This window comes from Rhodococcus sp. UFZ-B548 (assembly GCF_903819475.1).
Taxonomy (GTDB): domain Bacteria; phylum Actinomycetota; class Actinomycetes; order Mycobacteriales; family Mycobacteriaceae; genus Rhodococcus_F; species Rhodococcus_F erythropolis.
Window position 1 is genome coordinate 44,682 of the sequence record NZ_CAIJDS010000029.1, and the last position, 19,153, is coordinate 63,834.

Annotated in this window: 11 protein-coding genes and 3 tRNA genes; 8 read left to right on the forward strand and 6 right to left on the reverse strand. The window is 64.2% G+C overall.

Annotated features, from left to right (window positions below):
- Positions 1-23: 23 nt before the first annotated feature.
- Positions 24-623: an oligoribonuclease gene (orn, locus tag H7C86_RS22665; protein WP_024487359.1), complete on the forward strand. Its 600-nt coding sequence runs from the start codon at positions 24-26 to the stop codon at positions 621-623.
- A gap of 84 nt (positions 624-707) precedes the next feature.
- Positions 708-780 (forward strand) — tRNA-His (locus H7C86_RS22670).
- Positions 781-1,001: 221 nt separating this feature from the next.
- On the opposite strand, the gene H7C86_RS22675 is transcribed toward H7C86_RS22670, so the two are convergent.
- A complete protein-coding gene (locus H7C86_RS22675) occupies positions 1,002-1,412 on the reverse strand; it encodes a MerR family transcriptional regulator (protein ID WP_019749137.1) in 411 nt (136 codons plus the stop codon).
- A gap of 55 nt (positions 1,413-1,467) precedes the next feature.
- Here H7C86_RS22675 and H7C86_RS22680 point away from each other — a divergent pair, with 55 nt between their 5' ends.
- A complete protein-coding gene (locus H7C86_RS22680) occupies positions 1,468-2,430 on the forward strand; it encodes an oxidoreductase (protein ID WP_182262277.1) in 963 nt (320 codons plus the stop codon).
- A gap of 134 nt (positions 2,431-2,564) precedes the next feature.
- Here the strand turns inward: H7C86_RS22680 and H7C86_RS22685 are convergent, their stop codons facing one another.
- Entirely contained in the window at positions 2,565-3,773 is a 1,209-nt protein-coding gene (locus H7C86_RS22685; RefSeq protein ID WP_019749139.1) for an Ig-like domain-containing protein, read from the reverse strand.
- Positions 3,774-4,102: 329 nt separating this feature from the next.
- On the opposite strand from H7C86_RS22685, the gene H7C86_RS22690 reads away from it, so the two are divergent.
- From H7C86_RS22690 to H7C86_RS22700, 3 genes are all read left to right on the forward strand, one after another.
- Positions 4,103-4,175 (forward strand) — tRNA-Lys (locus tag H7C86_RS22690).
- 111 nt (positions 4,176-4,286) lie between these two features.
- Positions 4,287-5,717, forward strand: a complete 1,431-nt coding sequence (locus H7C86_RS22695) for an amidase (RefSeq protein ID WP_070797081.1) — start codon at positions 4,287-4,289, stop codon at positions 5,715-5,717.
- A 93-nt stretch (positions 5,718-5,810) separates the two neighbouring features.
- A tRNA-Lys gene (locus H7C86_RS22700) sits at positions 5,811-5,883 on the forward strand.
- A 66-nt stretch (positions 5,884-5,949) separates the two neighbouring features.
- Here H7C86_RS22700 and H7C86_RS22705 read toward each other — a convergent pair.
- Complete coding sequence (locus tag H7C86_RS22705; RefSeq protein WP_003945299.1) at positions 5,950-6,171, reverse strand: DUF3618 domain-containing protein; 222 nt, start codon at positions 6,169-6,171, stop codon at positions 5,950-5,952.
- 145 nt (positions 6,172-6,316) lie between these two features.
- Here H7C86_RS22705 and bcp point away from each other — a divergent pair, with 145 nt between their 5' ends.
- On the forward strand, positions 6,317-6,790 hold the full coding sequence (gene bcp / locus H7C86_RS22710; RefSeq protein WP_019749140.1) for a thioredoxin-dependent thiol peroxidase: 474 nt from the start codon (positions 6,317-6,319) through the stop codon (positions 6,788-6,790).
- Here the strand turns inward: bcp and H7C86_RS22715 are convergent.
- Entirely contained in the window at positions 6,787-8,136 is a 1,350-nt protein-coding gene (locus H7C86_RS22715; protein WP_182262278.1) for a dipeptidase, read from the reverse strand. The genes bcp and H7C86_RS22715 overlap by 4 nt on opposite strands.
- Before the next feature lie 290 nt (positions 8,137-8,426).
- On the opposite strand from H7C86_RS22715, the gene H7C86_RS22720 reads away from it, so the two are divergent.
- A complete protein-coding gene (locus H7C86_RS22720; protein WP_019749142.1) occupies positions 8,427-9,128 on the forward strand; it encodes a TetR family transcriptional regulator in 702 nt (233 codons plus the stop codon).
- Positions 9,129-9,186: 58 nt separating this feature from the next.
- Here the strand turns inward: H7C86_RS22720 and H7C86_RS22725 are convergent, their stop codons facing one another.
- Together H7C86_RS22725 and H7C86_RS22730 are read right to left on the reverse strand one after the other, a co-directional pair.
- Positions 9,187-9,585 carry a holo-ACP synthase gene (locus tag H7C86_RS22725; protein WP_021333452.1) on the reverse strand — a complete coding sequence of 133 codons (399 nt, stop codon included), beginning with the start codon at positions 9,583-9,585 and terminating at the stop codon, positions 9,187-9,189.
- Positions 9,586-9,595: 10 nt separating this feature from the next.
- The gene (locus tag H7C86_RS22730; RefSeq protein WP_182262279.1) at positions 9,596-18,907 is read right to left on the reverse strand and encodes a type I polyketide synthase; all 9,312 of its coding nucleotides are present in this window, start codon (positions 18,905-18,907) and stop codon (positions 9,596-9,598) included.
- Positions 18,908-19,153: the final 246 nt, after the last annotated feature.

Sequence of the window (19,153 nt, forward strand, 5' to 3'; positions counted from 1 at the left end):
CCGCGCGCACTACTGTGTTCCTGGTGCAGGACAAATTGGTATGGATCGATTGTGAAATGACCGGGCTGCGACTCGAGTCGGACAAACTCATCGAGATTGCGGCTCTGGTGACCGACAGCGACTTGAACATCTTGGGCGAAGGTGTGGACATCGTCATCCACGCCGACGACGACGCGTTGGCTGCAATGCCCGACGTCGTGAAGAAGATGCACGCGAAGTCGGGACTGACCGAAGAGGTTCGTAAGTCGACGGTCACCCTCGCCGAGGCGGAGAAAGAGGTGCTCGCGTACATCCGCAAGCACGTTCCCGTCGCCGGTACGGCTCCCCTGGCAGGTAATTCCATCGCCACCGACCGCGGATTCATCTCACGTGACATGACGGCGCTGGACACATACCTGCACTACCGGATGATCGACGTCAGCTCCATCAAAGAACTCTCCCGCCGCTGGTACCCGCGAATCTACTTCGGCCAGCCCGAAAAAGGTCTCGCCCACCGGGCACTCGCCGACATCAAGGAATCCATCCGCGAACTCAAGTACTACCGCGGCACTGCATTCGTCGCGGCGCCCGGACCGTCGAGCGCGGAGATCGCAGCCGTCGTAGAGGGCTTGGGTCCCGCCTGACCTGCCGATTGGCTTCCTGACCGACTTTCGCGCTAGTATCTCTTTCGTCAAAGCAGCCGGGTCAAACCGGTGGCCGAGGCAATGGTGGGCGTAGTTCAGTTGGTAGAGCACCAGGTTGTGATCCTGGCTGTCGCGGGTTCGAGTCCCGTCGCTCACCCAAGCGGAACCCCCGAAGATGTCGAAAGACATTTTCGGGGGTTCTTTTGGTTTGTGCGCCAGCCCGAAGCGGGTGGGGTGGCGACCGCGACAAATCGCCCGCTCCCGAGTAACCCGTGCCCGGGCCGAGCGAACGTACCTCTCGTCGCCTCAGATAGACCGAAAGCCACTTTCGCTCTCATTGGGGTAGCCCGAAATCGCCGCAAATGGCCCAGCCGTCGATCACTCGGGCGACGGTTGCGGCTCCCAGACACCTGCGACGGTCCCCTCGCGAACGTGTCGCTCGTATGCCGAAACCTTGTCATGGATGACGGTCAGGTTGTCCTGCAGCGCAGAGATCCTGGATCGAATCAACACCTCATGCTTTTGTAGAAGTGAAAGCCGTTCCTTCTCGTTTCCCGGCCCTGACCTGACGAGTGCGGCGAATTCGCGGATCGTTGCGATCGGCATACCCGAGTCTCGGAATCGATTGCACAGCTTCAACCAAGCGACATCGTTTTCGGCGTAGACCCGACGCCCACCTGCCGAGCGCGCAACCTCGTGAACGAGCAATTCCTCACGTTCGAAGTATCGAAGGGAATCGATGCTGATTCCGGTCTCGACAGCTACGTCACCGATTGATAGTTCACGCATTGCCCGTCTACCTTTCCTTGACCTGGAGTGCACTCCAGATTTTACGGTCGCGGCCATGAATTCCATTCAGCGCAAAATCAACACCGAATTCTCCCGAATCTCCACTGCCGACGACGTACTTGCCGGACAAGATTTAACCGGCACAACTGCATTGGTCACTGGCGGGTACTCCGGACTCGGATACGAGATTTCGCGGTCACTTTCTTCGGTCGGCGCGCGAGTTGTAGTTCTTGCCCGCCGACCAGAACAGGCACGGAGCGAGGTGGCCGACCTTCCGGGTATCGAAGTGCGAGCGTGCGACCTGTCGGACCCGAGCAGTGTCAGATCGTGTGCGCGAGAAATTCTCGAATCCCGGATCACTCCGGACATCATCATCTGCAATGCGGGGGTCATGGCCTGCCCGGAACTCCGTGTCGGCTCCGGATGGGAATCACAATTCGCGATCAATCACCTCGGGCACTTTGTACTGGTGAACCTGCTTGTGCCAGCCATGCCCGCAAACGGTTCTCGCGTAGTCGCTGTCTCGTCGGCGGGACATTTTCTGTCGGGAGTGGGTTGGGATGACATACATTTCCGCAACGGTTACGACCGCTGGCTTGCGTACGGTCAAGCCAAGACTGCAAATGCTCTATTCGCTGTCCAGCTGGCGAGCGCCGGTGCTTCACGCGGTATCACTGCGTTCTCCGTCCATCCCGGGAGCATCCTCACTCCCCTTCAACGTCACTTCTCTGCATCGGAGAAACACGATCTCGGATGGACGACGTCGAATGGCGACGCCGTGCCGGGATTCAAGACTCCCTCCCAGGGCGCCGCTACAACGGTGTGGGCAGCGACGGCACCGATACTCGCCGATCACTCCGGCGCGTACCTCCAGGACTGCAACATCGCGGACGTCGCGCAGACGGATGACATGAGCGTCGGCGGAGTGAAACCTTGGGCTACCGATCGCGACGACGCACGCAGATTGTGGGCGCTGTCCGCTGAAATGACCGGAGTGGACGCCTTCGGTCGACGCTGACGCCGAGCGAACGTACCTCCCGTCGCCTCAGATAGACCGAGAGGCACTTTCGCTCACAAAAGGAATACAGATGCAGAAATGCCCCCAACCGGACGGTCGGGGGCATTCTGACGTTCAGTGCTTCAGGGACGCACTCAGACGTCCGCGTTGCCGGTCTTCCAGACGCTCCAGGGAATGTTCCAGTCACCGAGGCCGTCGGTGCCGGAGAGCGTTCCGCCGACGGTGTTCTTGACGACGACGATGTCCCCACGCTTGGTGTTGTCGTAGACCCACTTGGCGTTGGACGGGCTCAGGTTGAGGCAGCCGTGACTGGTGTTGGAGTAGCCCTGCTGCCCGACCGACCACGGCGCCGAGTGGAAGAAGATACCGCTGTAGGACATTCGGGTCGCCCAGTCGACGGGGGTCTTGTAACCCTGCGCCGAGGTGACCGGGACGCCGTACGTGGACGAGTCCATGATCATGTTCGCGAAGCGGTCACCGATGATGTAGACCCCGTTGTCGGTGGGAGTGCTGTCCTTGCCCATGGAGGTGGGCATGGTCATGACGGTCTCACCGTTGACCTGGAAAGTGACCTGCTTGGTGTTGTCGTCCGCCGTGGCGATGACGGCATCACCGATGGTGAAGGAACTCTTCGCGTCTTCCTGCCCGAAGACTCCCTTGCCGAGATTGCGCCCGTACACGTTGACGCTCACGTCGACCTTGGTGCCCGGTGCCCAGTAGTTCTCCGGACGCCAACGGACCTCACGATTGTTGACCCAGTAGAACGCACCTTCGACGGTCGGAGTCGTGGTGACGGTGATCGCAGCTTCGGCAGCCTTGCGATCGGGGATGTTCTCGTCGAACTGCACCGCGATGGGCTGACCGATGCCGACCACGTCGCCCTCGTTCGGCAAGACATACGGCTTCGTGACGTTGCCGGGTGCGCTGGTGGTGAAGGACGTGACCGTCGTACTGGCGCCGCCCAATCCGAATGCGCGGGCCTCGATTTTGTACTTGCGGTTGTAGCCGAGCGGTTCGGTGGTCGTCCACGACGCACCGTCGGCAGCAATCGCGCCGGCAACTGCCTTGCCGTCCTGATTGACCATCGTCACGTCGGACAGGGCGCCGTCAGCGACGTTGATCTTGACCGGGTCGCCCGGCGAGAAGCCGACAGCGCCGTCGGCGGCGGTCGAGGTGAGCTTCGGCTTGATGAGTTCGGTGAGCGGATTGGAATCGATCGGCGCCGATCCCTCGGTGCTGACGTCCTTGCCACCCGACGTGCACGCGGTGACCAGAACGAGCGCACCGAGAGACACCGCGATCATCGCCGCACTCTTCGACACTCGACCGTTCCCCCCGCGCACGGACAGACCCCACCTTTGACGACTCATCGTTCGACTCCGCTTCACAATTTCTCCGACTAACTTCCGCATCACATGCGAATCCCACTTACCGGAAGGCAAGTGGGACTTGCGGTATGACTGCGCTGCACCAATGATGCCAGGCGCGCTCGTTACCAACGGTCATGAAGGGCCACGCCGTCAGTAACGTTCAAGTATCAATCGCTCCGAACCGTCCGTTTTGTTACCGCTTTCAGCGGATTTCCTCCGATTGGACTACGGCAGCGAGGCCGCCACCTGGCGATTTGCTCCCGAACCGGCGATTCGGCTAATGTTCTGTCTCGCAAGAGCGAGCGCCTATAGCTCAGTTGGTAGAGCAAGTGACTCTTAATCACTGGGTCCGGGGTTCGAGTCCCTGTGGGCGCACTTGCAAAGGTCCCCACCTTCTTCGGAAGGTGGGGATTTTTCTTTGTGGCTTGGTGGACAGGTCGTGGTGAATAGACTTCACAGTTACCGGAACCACGGCCTGGAGGTCTGATGACTGAGCGCGAATTCACGCCCGGCGGCGAATTGGCATTTGCCGGGGTGGCAGGTCAGGCAGCTCTGATCCGGTCCGGAGCTTTGTCCGCCCGCGAACTCACCGAGACCACACTTCGCCGTATCGAGCGCCTCGATTCGACGCTCAACGCATTTGTACGAGTTCTCGCGGACGAAGCACTCGACGAGGCGACACGGCTCGATCAACGTCAGGCCGACGGCAAAACCCTGGGCCCACTGCACGGAGTCCCGATTGCAATCAAGGACGAGAACGACGTCGCCGGAACGCCGACGACGTACGGCGGTGCGGCAGCAACGCGCATCGCATCGGCCGATTCAGAGGTTGTCCGTCGGTTGCGCGAAGCGGGTGCGGTGATCGTCGGCAAGACGACGATGCCCGAGTTCGGCATCTGGCCCTTCACCGAGACTGCCGCAAACGGATACACGAGAAACCCTTGGGACACCGGCATATCCACCGGCGGATCGAGCGGAGGATCTGCGTCGGCCGTCGCGTCGGGAATGGTCGCGGCGGCAATAGGCGGCGACGGCGGCGGTTCCATACGATTGCCTTCGGCGTTCTGCGGGTTGTTCGGACTCAAGCCGCAACGCGGTCGGGTGAGCACCGCGCCGAACCGAAACCTCTGGCGCGCACTCGGCACACTCGGGCCTCTCACTCGTTCGGTCGAGGACAGCGCGCTCGTATACGACGCAATCACCGGTACCACCGAGATCGACGACTACACAGCCGAAACGCTCCGAACCAGCTTTGCCGACGCGGCCGTGTCGGCACCCGGGCCGCTTCGCATCGCGGTGTCCACCCGGAGTCCGGTCCGGGGCGTCCGTCCGTCAGCGGAGATCGTTGCCGCGGTGCTCTCGATCGCAGAGATGTTGAGCGCGTTGGGACATCACGTCGAAGAACACGATCCCGAGTACCCGGATGCCACTGCCGCTTTTCTCCCGCAGGTGCTCGGCGGTGTCCGCGACGAAGCGCTTCGTGTCGATCATCCAGCGCTTCTCGAGAAGCGCACGCGAGCGCTCGCCTCGATCGGCCGTTTAGCTGCACCCGCGCGCGTCGGCAAATTCGCCTACCGCAAAGGTCAGCGAATTGCAGCGACGGTCAACCAGGTCTTCGACACCTTCGACCTTGTCCTGATGCCGACGACGCCCGCGCTGCCACGCCCGATCGGACAACTCGAAGGAACCGGCCTTCTGTCCGCAGTCCGCAAGGCGTTGCCGATCGCCGCCTACTGTTCTATCTGGAATGTCTGCGGCAACCCGGCGGCCGCGGTACCCGCCGGCTTCTCCGAACACGGACTCCCCCTGAGCGTCCAACTGGTTGCGCGCAGCGGTGGCGAATCGGCGATTCTCGCCGTCGCACAGCAGTTGGAAAGCACCGTCCGCTGGCCGGATTCACGCCCGTCGCACTCGTGAATTCCGGAAGCGATGTAACCATCGTCACCACGATGAACACGCGTTTTGCAAACTCCTGAGCCTGTCGGCTAATGTTCTGTCTCGCAAGAGCGAGCGCCTATAGCTCAGTTGGTAGAGCAAGTGACTCTTAATCACTGGGTCCGGGGTTCGAGTCCCTGTGGGCGCACTTGCAAGAAGGCCCCCACCTCACCAGGTGGGGGCCTTCTTCATGTTCTGCCTTCGAAAACTCGGGTCAGCGAATGATCTTCCGGACCACGAGTAGTCCCACCACTGAACCAACTGCGATAAGCGCGTACTTCACTGCCGGCTCGTTGAGCTTGGCGAGCACCGTCTTTTTGGTGTTCTCGACCAGCCGCTTCGGGTTGGTGCGGACCGTCAGTTCGTCGAGTGTGCTCGCGAGCTGGTTACGCGCCTTCTCGATCTCGCGTTCGATGCTCTCGGTGTCCCTGGGCACGTGTCCTCCAACTTGTCTGTGTTCTGCTGCTCTGTGTGCGGGTCTGCTGTGCGGACGCAGCGCGCCGACACTTCGCTCTACCGTAGAGGAGCAGAATGCCCTCGCGCCCACCTGCCGCGCAATTTCTCGACTAACCTCGATTCCCGTGACCGAGAACAGTAGATTGTCCGCCGGCGACGTCGCGCCGGATTTCACGCTCCCAGACGCCGACGGCAACGAGGTTTCGCTTCACGATTACCGCGGCCGCAAGGTCATCGTGTACTTCTACCCCGCGGCCAGCACCCCGGGGTGCACCAAGCAGGCCTGCGACTTCCGCGACAGCCTCGCCGAATTGAACGGCGCCGGGCTGGAGGTCGTCGGAATCTCGCCGGACAAGCCAGCAAAACTCGCGAAGTTCCGCGATACCGAAGAGCTGACCTTCCCGCTGCTCTCCGACCCCGAGAAGGCGACGCTCGAAGCCTGGGGCGCATTCGGAGAGAAGAAGATGTACGGCAAGACGGTCCAGGGCGTCATCCGCTCGACGTTCCTCGTCGACGAGGAAGGCAAGATCGAGGTGGCCCAGTACAACGTCCGGGCCACCGGCCACGTCGCCAAGCTACGACGCGATCTATCCGTCTAACTCCCGTACCTGCTCAAGAACAGCGCCTCCGCGAAAGCGAGATTCTCGATCTCCGACGGGTCGACGCTTTCGTCAGGTGCATGAATGCGGCACTGCGGTTCCTCGACGCCGATCAACGCGATCTCCGCGTCGGGGAACTGCTCGGCCAACGCACTGCACAGCGGAATCGATCCCCCTTGGCCGGCAAACCCCACTTCGCGGCCGTAGGCATCGGTCAGCGCAGACTTCAGCTGCGCGAATCCCGTTCCTTCCGTCGAGGACGAGAACGGTGATCCCGTCGATTCCGGTACGACCTCGATGTGGACGCCCCACGGCGCCGCTGCGCGGAGGTGGTCAGTCAACAACTTCTGTGCCTGCGCCGGATCCGTGCCAGGCGGGACACGAAGATTCAGGCGTGCGGATGCACGGGGCGTGATTGCCGCCGCAGAACCCACGACCGGCGGGCAGTCGATACCCAGGATGGTCAGCGCCGGACGAGCCCACACCTGCTCGGCGACCGAACCGGAACCAGTCAGCTGTACCCCTTCGAGTACCCCGGCGTCGGAGCGGAACTGATCGCCGTCGTAACTGACTCCCTCCCACTCCTGGTCGTTGGTCAAGCCTTCGACAGTGGTGTTTCCGGCGCCGTCGTGCAGCGTCGAGAGAATGTGCACCAGCGCGGTGATCGCATCGGGTGCCGGTCCACCGAAGACACCGGAGTGAATCTCACCCTCGAGCGTCGACACGTGGACCACCACGTTGGCGATCCCGCGCAGTGATGTCGTGATCGTCGGCTCCCCCACCTCGGTGTTGCCGGTATCGGCGATCAGGATCATGTCGGCCGCAAAAAGTTCGGGCCGCTCTCGCACCAGATCCTCGAGACCGCCAGTGCCCATCTCCTCGGATCCTTCGGCGACGATCGTCAGATGGGCGCTCGGATCCACACCGGCAGCGGTGAGCGCTCGCAGAGCTGTCAGATGCATGACGACGTTGCCCTTGCAGTCCGAAGCGCCGCGTCCGTACCACCGTCCACCCCGCTCGGTGAGTGTGAAAGGCGGCGAGCCCCAGAGCTCTTCGTTTCCCGGCGGCTGAACGTCGTAGTGGCAGTACAGCAGAACGGTCGGAGCACCGTCTGGACCTGGTCGACGACCGACGACGGCGGCCGAGCCGTCGGAGGTCTCGATCGCCTCGATATCGGCGAAACCTTGATCCCGGAATGCCTCCAGGACCCAATGTGCCGCGGCCGCGCACTCTTCCGGCGGGTACTGCCGTGCATCTGCGACGGACTTCATCGCCACAAGTGCACTCAGATCCTCATGGGCACGCGGCATGAGTTCACGTACCGCGGTTCGCAGTTCTTCCGTCATCGTCTCCCTCTCCTCGGCATCGAACCTCGGTGTGCCCGAAGAATCTCAGTGTGCCCGAATCGGGCGTAGGGAGTCGGCAGGATCGCCGTTGCGCCACACCGCGCAGCAACCTCTTCAGCTACTGGACAGGTGGTCACCTAGTATCGAGGTGTGGCAACAGCATCGGGACTCATGTGCGCGCACCTGCGCGGTGCGTTTCGACCGATCACGACCGCCGAAGTAGGTGGCCGATGACACCGGATAATGCACAAGTCCCAAATTCGACAGAAAACACCGATAGCCTGGAAGACGTGCAGCCCACGACTCGTAACCGCGCGCGGCGACGAGTCGACCCAGCACTGGAGAATCCCCAGAGCCTCGAAGAACCGCAGGAACTGCTGCCGCGCAAGCGTCCGACGCAAGAGCGCAGCCAGCGTAAATTCGACGCACTCCTGGCGGCGTCACGGGAACTCCTCACCGATGTCGGTTTCGAATCGTTCACCTGCGAAGAGGTCGCGGCACGTGCTGACGTCCCGATCGGGACGCTCTACCAATTCTTCGCGAACAAGTACGTCATAGTGTGCGAATTGAACCGCCAGGATCTCGTCGGGGTCCAGCACGAGCTTGCGCAGTTCGGCGGCGAAGTACCCTCGCTCGACTGGTTGCGGTTCCTGAACAGTTTCGTCGATCACATGGCCGGACTGTGGACGTCCGATCCGTCGCGCCGCGAGGTCTGGCTGGCGATGCAGTCGACGCCGTCCACGCGGGCCACCGGAGTCATTCACGAAAAGCAATTCGCCGAGACCGTAGCGAAAATGCTCGGTCCGTTGACGCCTCGTACGCGGCGAGATCGTCGCCTGATGATGGCGGAAGTTCTTGTCCACGTGGTGTATTCGATGCTCAATTTCTCGGTTCAGGACGGTCAGTCGCATGCCGACGCCGTCGCCGAACTGAAAAGGTTGATGATCGCGTATCTCCTCGTCGCCGAGAAGGAATCCCGCACGAAGGACTAGTCGAACGCCAAAGAGCCGGTCTCCCCTTGGGAGACCGGCTCTTTCGTGTCCGGCAGTGTTACTCCGGGTCGGATTCGATGACCGCGAAAGCGCCCGCCATGTCCCCGTCGTGGGTGAGCGAGATATGAATCTTCACTCCGGTGAGGTGTTTGGCCACGTCACCGCGAAGCCGTATGCCCGGGCGACCCCAGGCGTCCGAGACGACCTCGATCTGATTGTGGATCATCTCCCCCAGCACCGGCGGGCTGGCGAAGAGAGCAGTTGACCATGCCTTGATCACTGCTTCCTTCGCTGCCCACCGGGCGGCGAAATGTCGTGCAGGTTCGGAGCTCCGGGTAGCAGCGTCTCGACGCTCGCCCGGTGTGAAGTTGTCGAGCATTGCCGTTCCCGGCCTGTTCAATTGCTCGGCGAACTCCGACACCGTCACGAGGTCGAAGCCGATACCCAGAACTCCCATACCGTGATTATTACTTGCAGCCGGGCAGATTCGAGCGGTACACCAGATCTGCGCCGAGTCGTGCGTCCTCGCTCAGCAGCATGTCCGCTTCGAGCTGACGCGACGCCTTGGCCGGCGTTCCGTCGGCACCGAGGCGACGATCCGCCGGGCGCTCGTAAAGGCTGTCGCCACCGCACATCGCCTTGGCGAGGCGGCGCTGACCGTCGATCGCCCGCTGCTGCGCCGCAGCAACATAGACGGCGCGCTTGTCGGCCGGAACCGACTCGACGAATGCCTGCGGGTGCACGACTGCGATCAGGCCGGAGACGTGACCGAAGCCGAGGCTGGTCAGCAGGCCGGCACGCAGCGGAAGCTGATCACCGAACTTGAGCGGCTGACGTGCCCACACGAGGTGCTCGAACTCGGCCATCTTGTCGTCGACGCAGTCGAGGCTGCGGTTCGGCGGGACGATGCCCTGGCTCAGTACCTGGCAGAGCCCGATCAGCTGGAAGGCTGCGGCACCACCCTTGGCGTGACCGGTCAGGCTCTTCTGCGAGACCACGAACATCGGCGCACCTTCACTGCGTCCCAATGCCCCGGCGAGGCGCTCGTGCAGCTCTGCCTCGTTGGGATCGTTGGCGGCAGTGGAGGTGTCGTGCTTGGAGATCACGGCGATGTCGTCGGCGCTCACGCCGAGAGCGTTGAGCGAGAGTGCGAGCTGTGAATCCGCTCCCCCACGTCCGGCGCCCAGTGCTCCGAGTCCCGGTGCCGGGATCGAGGTGTGAACACCGTCGGCGAACGATCCGGCCCAGGCGACCACACCGAGGACGGGCAAGCCCATCTCGAGTGCCAGGTCACCGCGAGCGAGGAGAATCGTTCCGCCACCGGCCGACTCGACGAATCCGCCGCGGCGACGATCGTTGGCCCGCGAGAAGCGGCGATCCTCGATGCCCTTGGCGTGCATGTCCTCGGTCTTGGCAGTTGCCGACATGTCACCGAAGCCGATGATGCCTTCCGTGCTCAGATCGTCGAACCCGCCGGCAACAACCAACTGCGCCTTGCCGAGTCGGATCTTGTCGACGCCTTCTTCGACGGATACCGCTGCCGTGGCGCAGGCGGCGACGGGGTGAACCATCGCGCCGTAACCGCCGACGTACGACTGAACGACGTGCGCTGCAATGACGTTCGGCAGCGCTTCCTGCAGGATGTCGTTCGGACGGTTCTCGCCGAGCAGCGTGTCGATGTACAGGCTCCGCATGGAGGTCATGCCGCCCATGCCGGTGCCCTGCGTGTTGGCGACCAGGCTCGGGTGTACCCAGCGGAGCAGTTCGCTCGGAGTGAAGCCGCCGGTGAGGAAGGCGTCCACCGTTGCGACGATGTTCCAGAGTCCGACGCGGTCGACCGAATCTGCCATGTCGGCGGGGATGCCCCACTTGGTGACGTCGAAGTTGGTCGGGATCTGGCCGCCGACACTACGAGTCAGCTTCATCTTGCGCGGGACGCGGATCTCGGTGCCTGCGCGGCGAGTGACTGTCCAGTCTCCGGACTCGGCGGAAACCGTCGCCGTCGTGTTCTCCGGATCGGATTCGACGAAGGCCTGAGCCTCTGCCTCACTGCCGACCACGAAGCTCAGATCCTTGTCCAGGAACACGGAGGTGAGCAGCGGAGCGGTGTTGTCGATCATCGCGCCCTCGTCGACGTAGCGACGGATGCCGCAACGCTCGACGACTGCGTCGTGGTACTTGTCGGCGATTTCCGCCTCGGGTACCAGGTCACCGGATTCGACGTCGTACCAGCCCGGCTTGGGGTCGTTCTCCCAGACGATGAGTCCGGTGTTCCACGCCAATTCGAGAACGCCTGCGGCAGAGAGCTGCTCGTCGACCTCCATCTCGAAGCGGGTACGCGAGGAACCGTAGGGTCCGAGCTCTCCGGCACCCACGATGACCACGAGGTCCGCGGGGGTGACGTCCAGTTCGGGCCAGCTCGGAGCCTTGACCGAGTCGTCGATGCGAGCCGGCGTGGGCAGCGCCAGGATGCTGGACTCGTCCACTGCTTCGTCGACAGCCTCGGCGATCTCGGCAACCTCGGCAGCTTCCTTGGCCAAAGCACCCAGATCCAGGTTGGCCTCGGACAGTCCGCCGGTCAAGTCGACCTCGAGCGGAGCCTCTGCTGCAGCGCGCCGCGACTCGCGGGTTGCCGTCTTCAGCAGTTGGGTCGCCATCTCCTGGGTGGACCAGGTGCGGACGCCCGCAGCTTCGACCGCGTCGACGATCGGATCGTTGTGACCCATGAGTCCGGTTCCGCGAACCCAACCGATGACCGCGTGTGCCAACGTGACCCGCTCGGCCCAGTTCCGCTCGGCCTTCCAGCGGTTGATCACGGCGATCAGCGAAGCCTTGGCCTCACCGTAAGCACCGTCGCCGCCGAACGTTCCGCGGTTCGGCGAACCGGGCAGCACTACGTGCAGGTGCGTGTCGACATCGCTGTCGTAACCGATCTTCGACAGACCGCCGATGAGGCGCTCCACCGACCAGAGCAGCACGCGCATTTCCATTTCGGCGCGAGCGCCGGCGTCGGAGAGTTCGCCGCCGACACGCGGAGCTGCGAACGGGAAGAGCATCGTCGGCGTCATGGCCGGCTTGATGAGCTTCTTTGCGCCGCCTGCATTCTCGGTGGCCTCGTTGCCGATCCAGTCGATCAGTGCGTCGACGTCGGTGTACGACGCCATGTTCGCGGGAACCACCCAGAGGGCTGCACCGGCGCGAGCGTTCTCGCGGTACAGGTCGCGGTAGAAGCCGAGACGCTGACCGTCGAGTCGTGAGGTGGTCACGAATACCGTTGCGCCACCGGCAAGGAGCTTGCCCGTGACCGCTGCCGCGATGGAACCCTTGCTGGCGCCGGTCACTACTGCGACCTCGCCTGCCCACTCGGGTGCGTCGGATTCTGTCGTCACGGCTGCATCAACGATGCGGGTGTAGACCTCGGCGAGCGCCGTGCGGCCCTCGTCGGTTGCACGGGTGGCCCACCACTTGGCCTGTGCGGCGACGGTGGAACCGGCACCGATGAAGTTCTCGACCGACAACGCGGTGTCACCGAGCCAAATACGAGCGAGATCCTCACGCGCACTTGCCCAACGGTCGTCGAGCAGCACGGCCTTCTGTGCGTCGAATGCCGGAGCAACCAGACGCGGCCAGTCGGAGCCGAGTTCAGCCGAGACCAGGTCGACCAGTTCGGTGTCCTCGACCGTCGCGACTGCCGCTTCTTCGTTCAGTCCGAGCTGCTCGAGCACCAGGCGTGCAGCCGAGGCCAGAACGCCGTTGCGCCCGGTGATGTTCTCGGTGAACTCACCCAGGGCGGCTGCGTCGACGGTTCCGCCGCTTCCGCCGCCGGTGGCCGGCAACGAGACACTGACTCCGCGTGCAGAGCCGACCGAGGCAACTGCGCTGTCGATGACTGCGTCGACCGCTGCGGCGTCGGCCAGTGCGCCGGAGCTCAGGCCACCGAGGTCGCCGCCGCGGATGCTGGCGCCGTCACGGGTGCCGAGAGCCACTGCTGCGGTGACGTGGTGCGCCCAGCCGTCGCCCAGTTCCCAGACCTTCTTGACGCGGTCGGCGATGTAGCCGGGACGCTTGCCCGAGGGGCCGAAGACCTTGCGCAGGTGATCGTTGATCGAATCGGAGAGCACCGGTCCGAACGGCTTGTACGTACGGGCGAGCTTGTCGACGGTTGCTCCCAAGGAGCCCATGTCGGCATCCGCGGCACCGTCGATGGCGCCGAGGGACAGCTCGGAGCCGAGGTCGACCAGAAGCTGGTTACGACGCGAGGAGACGCCGTCGCACAGTGCCTCGATCGTGTCGGCGGGGCCGACCTGATCGGGACGGAGCTTGGTCCACAGGCTGATCAGGACCTTCGTGGCGTCGGGCGCCTTGAAGGTGAGGTCGTCCGGACGCGGTCCACCCGAGGGTGCGGCCGGCGCAGCAGCTGCAACCGGAGCAGCGGCCGCGGCAACCGGTGCAGCCTGCGCGGCAGGCGCTTCGATCTCGTCGTCGTCATCGACGGCGGGGTCGACGTCGGTGCCGTAGACGATCGCAGCTTCGCGCTCGACGTTGAGAACCTCGACCGGGTAGCCGAAGCGGCCCGGCAGCTTGAGGGTCTGCGACGCGAGGTTTGCAACGGTCGGGGCAGCGCCGAGACCGATCTCGACGAAGCGTTCGACCCCGAGTCCACCTTCGGACTCGTCGCCGAAGAGCAGGTCCTGCGTCTCGATCCAGCGGACCGGGCTGGCGAACTGCCAAGCCAGGAGCTCGATCAGGATGATGCGGGACAACTCGTGAGTGCGCGTTGCGTAGCTTTCGAAGTCTGCGAGGACTTCCTGCAGCGGCTCGGACGGCACCAGGTCGGCGATTTCCTGAACGAAGTCACGACGCAGCGAGAACGGCTTCGGAACCAGGTTCGGGATGTAGCGGCCGATCAGGATGTCCGGATCGATGTCGTGCGGGAGCAAGTCCTGCAGGCACACGCGGAAGTCCGCCACGCCGCCACGAAGGACGGTGGAGTGGAACGGCACGTCGATGCCGGGAACCTGGATGTATGCCCGCTTGCCACCGAATTCTGCTCGGCGACGGTCGATTTCGACCTCGAGTGCGTCGAGACCGGCTACCGAACCGGCGATGGCGTACTGGCTGCCGCGCAGGTTCAGGTTGACGATTTCGAGGAACTCACCGGAGGTCTCGGCGACACCGGCGACGAAGCCCTGCACGTCGTCGTCGGAAACACCGATCTGCGACGGGCGAATAGCAGCCATGCGGTAGTCGGAGCGACCGGCTTCGTCACGGGGAACGAGCTGGTGCATGGCGGAGCCACGCTGGAAGACGACCTCGAGAAGTGCTTCGAGCGGGAAAACCTCGGCGACAGCAGCGAGTGCGTTGTACTCACCGACCGAGTGACCGGCCAGAAGGGAATCCTCGATGAAGGTTCCGGATTCGCGCAGCTCGGCAACCTGGGCAACACCGAGAACGGCCATGGCCACCTGGGTGAACTGAGTCAGGTGCAGGACACCGTCAGGATGCTTGTGCTCGACACCGCGCGCCTTGACGGTCACCGGGTTGTCGCGCACGACAGCGAGAATCGAGAATCCGAGCGCCTTGCGGGTGTGCTTGTCCGCACGCTCCCAGACGTCTCGGGCGGCCTTGGAGCGTGCACGAGCGTCGAGGCCCATGCCCGGGCGCTGGATGCCCTGGCCGGGGAAGGCGTAGACGGTCTTCGGTGCGGCAGTGCGGCCGGTGGCGACCATCACCAGTTCGCCGTCGATGCGGCAGCCGACCTCGACGATTTCTGCGCCCTGGTCGATGCCGACACGGTCGACGCGGACGTCGATCTCGGCGCCGGGGCGAACCATCCCGAGGAAGCGGGCGGTCCAGGCGGTCAGGCGGCGCGGCGGGACGCGGGTCTCGGCCGGGTCGACTGCGGTGACTACCTGTTGCGCTGCGGCGGAAAGCCACATGCCGTGCACGATCGGGGTTCCGAGGCCGGCCAGCAGAGCGGCGTTGTCGGAGGTGTGAATCGGGTTGTGGTCACCGGAAACCTGAGCGAACGCGCCCATGCTGACCGGCGCGAGGATCTTCGCGTCACGGCGACGACGACGCGAGGTGTCGACAGCCGCATCGCTGATCGATCCACCGGCGCGAGTCGGGTCGGCGAGTTCGCCAGCGCCGGTGCGTCCGCGGATCGCGAAACGCTCGGTCATGGTGACGACTGCGGGGGCGTCGAGGCCCTCGCCGAGCATGGCACCGACCTCGACCTTGACCTCGACGACGCGACCGAGGTCGGTGTCGAGAACCGAGGCGACCTCGGCATTGACCACGAGAATGCTTGTCTCGGAGGGAAGTTCACCGACGAAGTCGACGGTGTGGTCGAGGTGGACCAGGTCGAGCATGCCTTCGATAACGGAAAGACTGTCGAGCTTGGCTGCGCCGAGGACTGCGAACACTGCAGGCCAGCATGCTCCGACGACGACGTCCGGAACAGCCTTGCCGCTGACACTGAGCGTGGTGGGCAGGCCGGAACCGGTGACACCGGCGTGATCGGCGATGCGATCGGGAACCCACGCGACGTTGAGGCGGGCCTTTCCGTTCTTGACTGTCGGAAGTTCCTGTCCGGCAGCAACTGCCAGCAGCGCGGACATCGCACCCTCGGCGTCTGCCTCGGTGACAACCGGAGCGCCGCCGTCTACGACGGACTCGGGGATGGTGATCGTGATGTCGACCGACTTGTCTGCCACCAACGGAACCGAGAGCAGCACGTGCGAGGAATCGACGACGGTCAAGCTGGACCCCGTGGTGCCGTGAACTGCCTTGTCGGCAGACTCTGCGTTCCACTCGTCGAGGTCGCCGAGGCGACGGACGGGGTTCTGGGTCAGGCGGCCGGCCCACTGGAGGTCGGGAGCGGAGAGGACGGCGTCGAGAAGTCCGGGTGCGGAATCCTGGTGGCGACGGCTCGCGAGTGCAACCGGAGCGGCTCCGGCAGCAACCAATTCGTCGTAGGTCGCCTTCTCGAAGCGATCGAGCAGGTCACCGACCGGCTCGTCGACACGGGTGATGCCCGCGACGGCGACGGTGCCGGGGATGACACAAACCTGATCGGCGGTGTAGCGGGGATCGTGTGCCTGCCACAGGGAGTCGCTGCGCCACCAACGGCGGACGTCACCGTCGACGACGGGAACGAAGTTGACCGGCTTGCCCGGCGTCTTGCACAACGAGGTGAAGAACGAGACGTCTGCGGGATGCAGAACCGTCGTCGAGTAGTCCGGGTACGACGCCTGCAGTGCGCAGATCGCAGCCTCGGGGCGCTCGAGAGTCTCGGCGTCGCCGAACAGTGTGGGGATCGGGCCACGGTCGACCGGGTGCAGACGCGCCTCGGTGCGCTGGAGCATCTCGCCGAAGCGAGCACGCCAGGTGATGTCGAGCCACGGGCTCGAGGTCGCCTCGACGATGGCGTCCTGAAGATCTGCGCCGCAATCGAATTCCTTCGCCGCGTCGATGCCGACGGTGAGCTCGAGGTAGCGGCGCAGCCACTGTGCGTACGTCATGGCCTCGACGTCGCCGAAGTACGGCTTGGCGGTGACGTCGAGGGCGGCGATGATCTCGTCGCGGCGCTCGGCCACTGCCTCGGAATCGCCGGCAACCTCGTCGAGGAGGCGTCCGGTGCGCGAAGCCGCGTTGTCGATCTCGTGAATGTCGGCACCGAGCTGGCTACGGCCAGAGGCCATTCCGCCTTCAGCGGTACCGGCACCGACCCAATCCGGTGTTCCGGGCGTGTCGACGAGGAGCTGCTTGACCTCGGGCGAGGTGGTGGCCTCTAGAGTCGCCATGGCTGCAGTGCCGACCAGGATGCCGTCGACGGGCATGGCCGGGAAACCGGCTGCGGCAGACCAGCGACCGGTGAGGTAATCGGCTGCTCGCTCGGGTGTTCCGATGCCGCCGCCGACGCAGATGACCAAGTTCGGACGTGTACGCAGCTCGGCGTACGTGTCGAGGAGCAGGTCGTCGAGGTCTTCCCACGAGTGGTGTCCGCCGGCGCGGCCGCCTTCGATGTGGACGATGACCGGGAAGTTCGGAACCTCGTTGGCGATGCGGATCACGGAGCGGATCTGCGCCACGGTGCCGGGCTTGAACGCGATGTTGGTGATGCCGATCTCGGACAGCTCGTCGATGAGGGCAACGGCCTCTTCGAGTTCCGGGATACCGGCGGTGACGATGACGCCGTCGATGGGAGCGCCGGCAGTACGGGCACGCTGCACCAGGCGCTTGCCACCGAGCTGCAGCTTCCACAGGTACGGGTCGAGGAACAGGGAGTTGAACTGGACCGCGCGGCCCGGCTCGAGCAGCATCTTCAGCTCTGCGACACGGTCTTCGAAGATTTCCTCGGTGACCTGTCCGCCACCGGCGAGCTCAGCCCAGTGACCGGCATTGGCTGCCGCGGCAACGATCTTGGCGTCGACCGTCGTCGGCGTCATGCCTGCGAGCAGGATGGGTGAACGACCGGTCAGCTTCGTGAACGCCGTCTCGACGCCGATGCGGCCACCGGGAAGCGAAACAGGCTTCGGCGCGAATTCGCTCCACGAACGTGAGACCTCAGGCGCAGCACCGGGGGTGAGCAGATTGCGGTGTCCGCCGCGGGTGGCGGCGGCGATGATGCCGATGCCCTGCCCACGCAGCGAAGAGGACGTCATACGGGTCAGCTGATCGCTGGGCCCGAGATCGAGAATCCACTTGGCGCCGGCGGAGATTGCGCCGTCGACAGCCTCGACCCAGTCGACCGGATCGACGAGGACACCCTGTGCAAGTTCACGCGCACGGTCGGCATCGAGACCGCAACGGGTTGCCCAGCTGCCGACAAGTTCGACGGCCTCGGCCAATGCTGGGTGATGGAAGCCGATTTCGGTGTCGAGCGGATCGAAGGACGGAGCGAAGACGGAACCGCCACGCTTCTTGCCCTCTCGCTCGCGAGCTTCTTCGGCTTCGATCTGCTCGCAACGCTCTTGCACGCGTGCCAGCTGAGCGGGCGGTCCGGCGAGAACGACGCGGCGACGGCCGTTGCGAATGGCGAGAACAGCCGCGCGTTCGGGGGCAACACCCTCGGCAAGCTCGGCGACGATGGCGGCGAGACGCTCGGGATCGACGCCCGAGACCGCAACCATCGGCTTCGCGGAGGCGCCGGCGATGACGCCGCGGCGACGGCCGACCAGGCTGGCAGCAGCACCGACGAGCTGTGCGACGGCGAGGAGTTCACCGTCGTCGTTGCCCTGCGCGGCTACGGCAGCGGTGGCCAGCAGGCCCTGCGAGTGGCCGATGACGGCAGCAGGCGGGTTGCCGGCTACATCCAGACCCTGAGCGGAGAGTGCACGCAACGCCGCAAGCTGCGTGAGGAAGACGCCGGGGAGTGACACCGGAGCTGCGGTGAGCGCGGCAGCGGAAGGCCCGGCCGACTTCTCACCTTCTTCTTCGTCGACGATCTCGGCTTCGAGCATCCACGCGATCGGATCGAATCCGACCGGGCGAACCACGAGGAGATCCTGTGCGACGGGCGCGAGGCGTGCTGCTGCGTCATTGACCAGATCGGTCAGAACGGGCTCCAGGCCGTTGTCACGGCTGAGCTCCTCGAGCGAGGTGAGCCAGGGAGCGCCCTGTCCACCGAAAGCGATTGCGTAGGAAACGCCGTTGTTCAGCGAATCGACGAGGGCACCTTTGCTGGTCGTGCGGGACTGTCCCCCATCGACGCCGAAACGGCGTCCACCCTTCGAGTCGCGTCCGTTTCCTGTAGGTGTCGTGTCATCGATCGTCACGCGTACGTCCTCTCCTGGTCACCTCTGCGGCGAGGTGGGATTTGCGGTGTGCTGCCCGGCTGAAGTGCTCGCGAATTCGTCGAGAGAATCGACGGAGTCAGGGCGTTCGTGCAAGACAAGGTTTACACAGAATCATGAGGATTTCCTCACGTTTGTCGGCACCCTGGAAATCTGGACTTTCGAGGCCGTGATCTTCCTCACGAGACTTCGAGAAAGTGACTCGCGAGTAGGTCGCGAACGCCCTGC

What these genes read in the sequence shown, in the direction of transcription:
- H7C86_RS22675 (WP_019749137.1), bottom strand. Translation starts at nt 1,412, where the DNA reads ATGCGTGAACTATCAATCGGTGACGTAGCTGTCGAGACCGGAATCAGC.
- H7C86_RS22680 (WP_182262277.1), top strand. Translation starts at nt 1,468, where the DNA reads ATGAATTCCATTCAGCGCAAAATCAACACCGAATTCTCCCGAATCTCC.
- H7C86_RS22695 (WP_070797081.1), top strand. Translation starts at nt 4,287, where the DNA reads ATGACTGAGCGCGAATTCACGCCCGGCGGCGAATTGGCATTTGCCGGG.
- H7C86_RS22715 (WP_182262278.1), bottom strand. Translation starts at nt 8,136, where the DNA reads ATGACGGAAGAACTGCGAACCGCGGTACGTGAACTCATGCCGCGTGCC.
- H7C86_RS22725 (WP_021333452.1), bottom strand. Translation starts at nt 9,585, where the DNA reads ATGGGAGTTCTGGGTATCGGCTTCGACCTCGTGACGGTGTCGGAGTTC.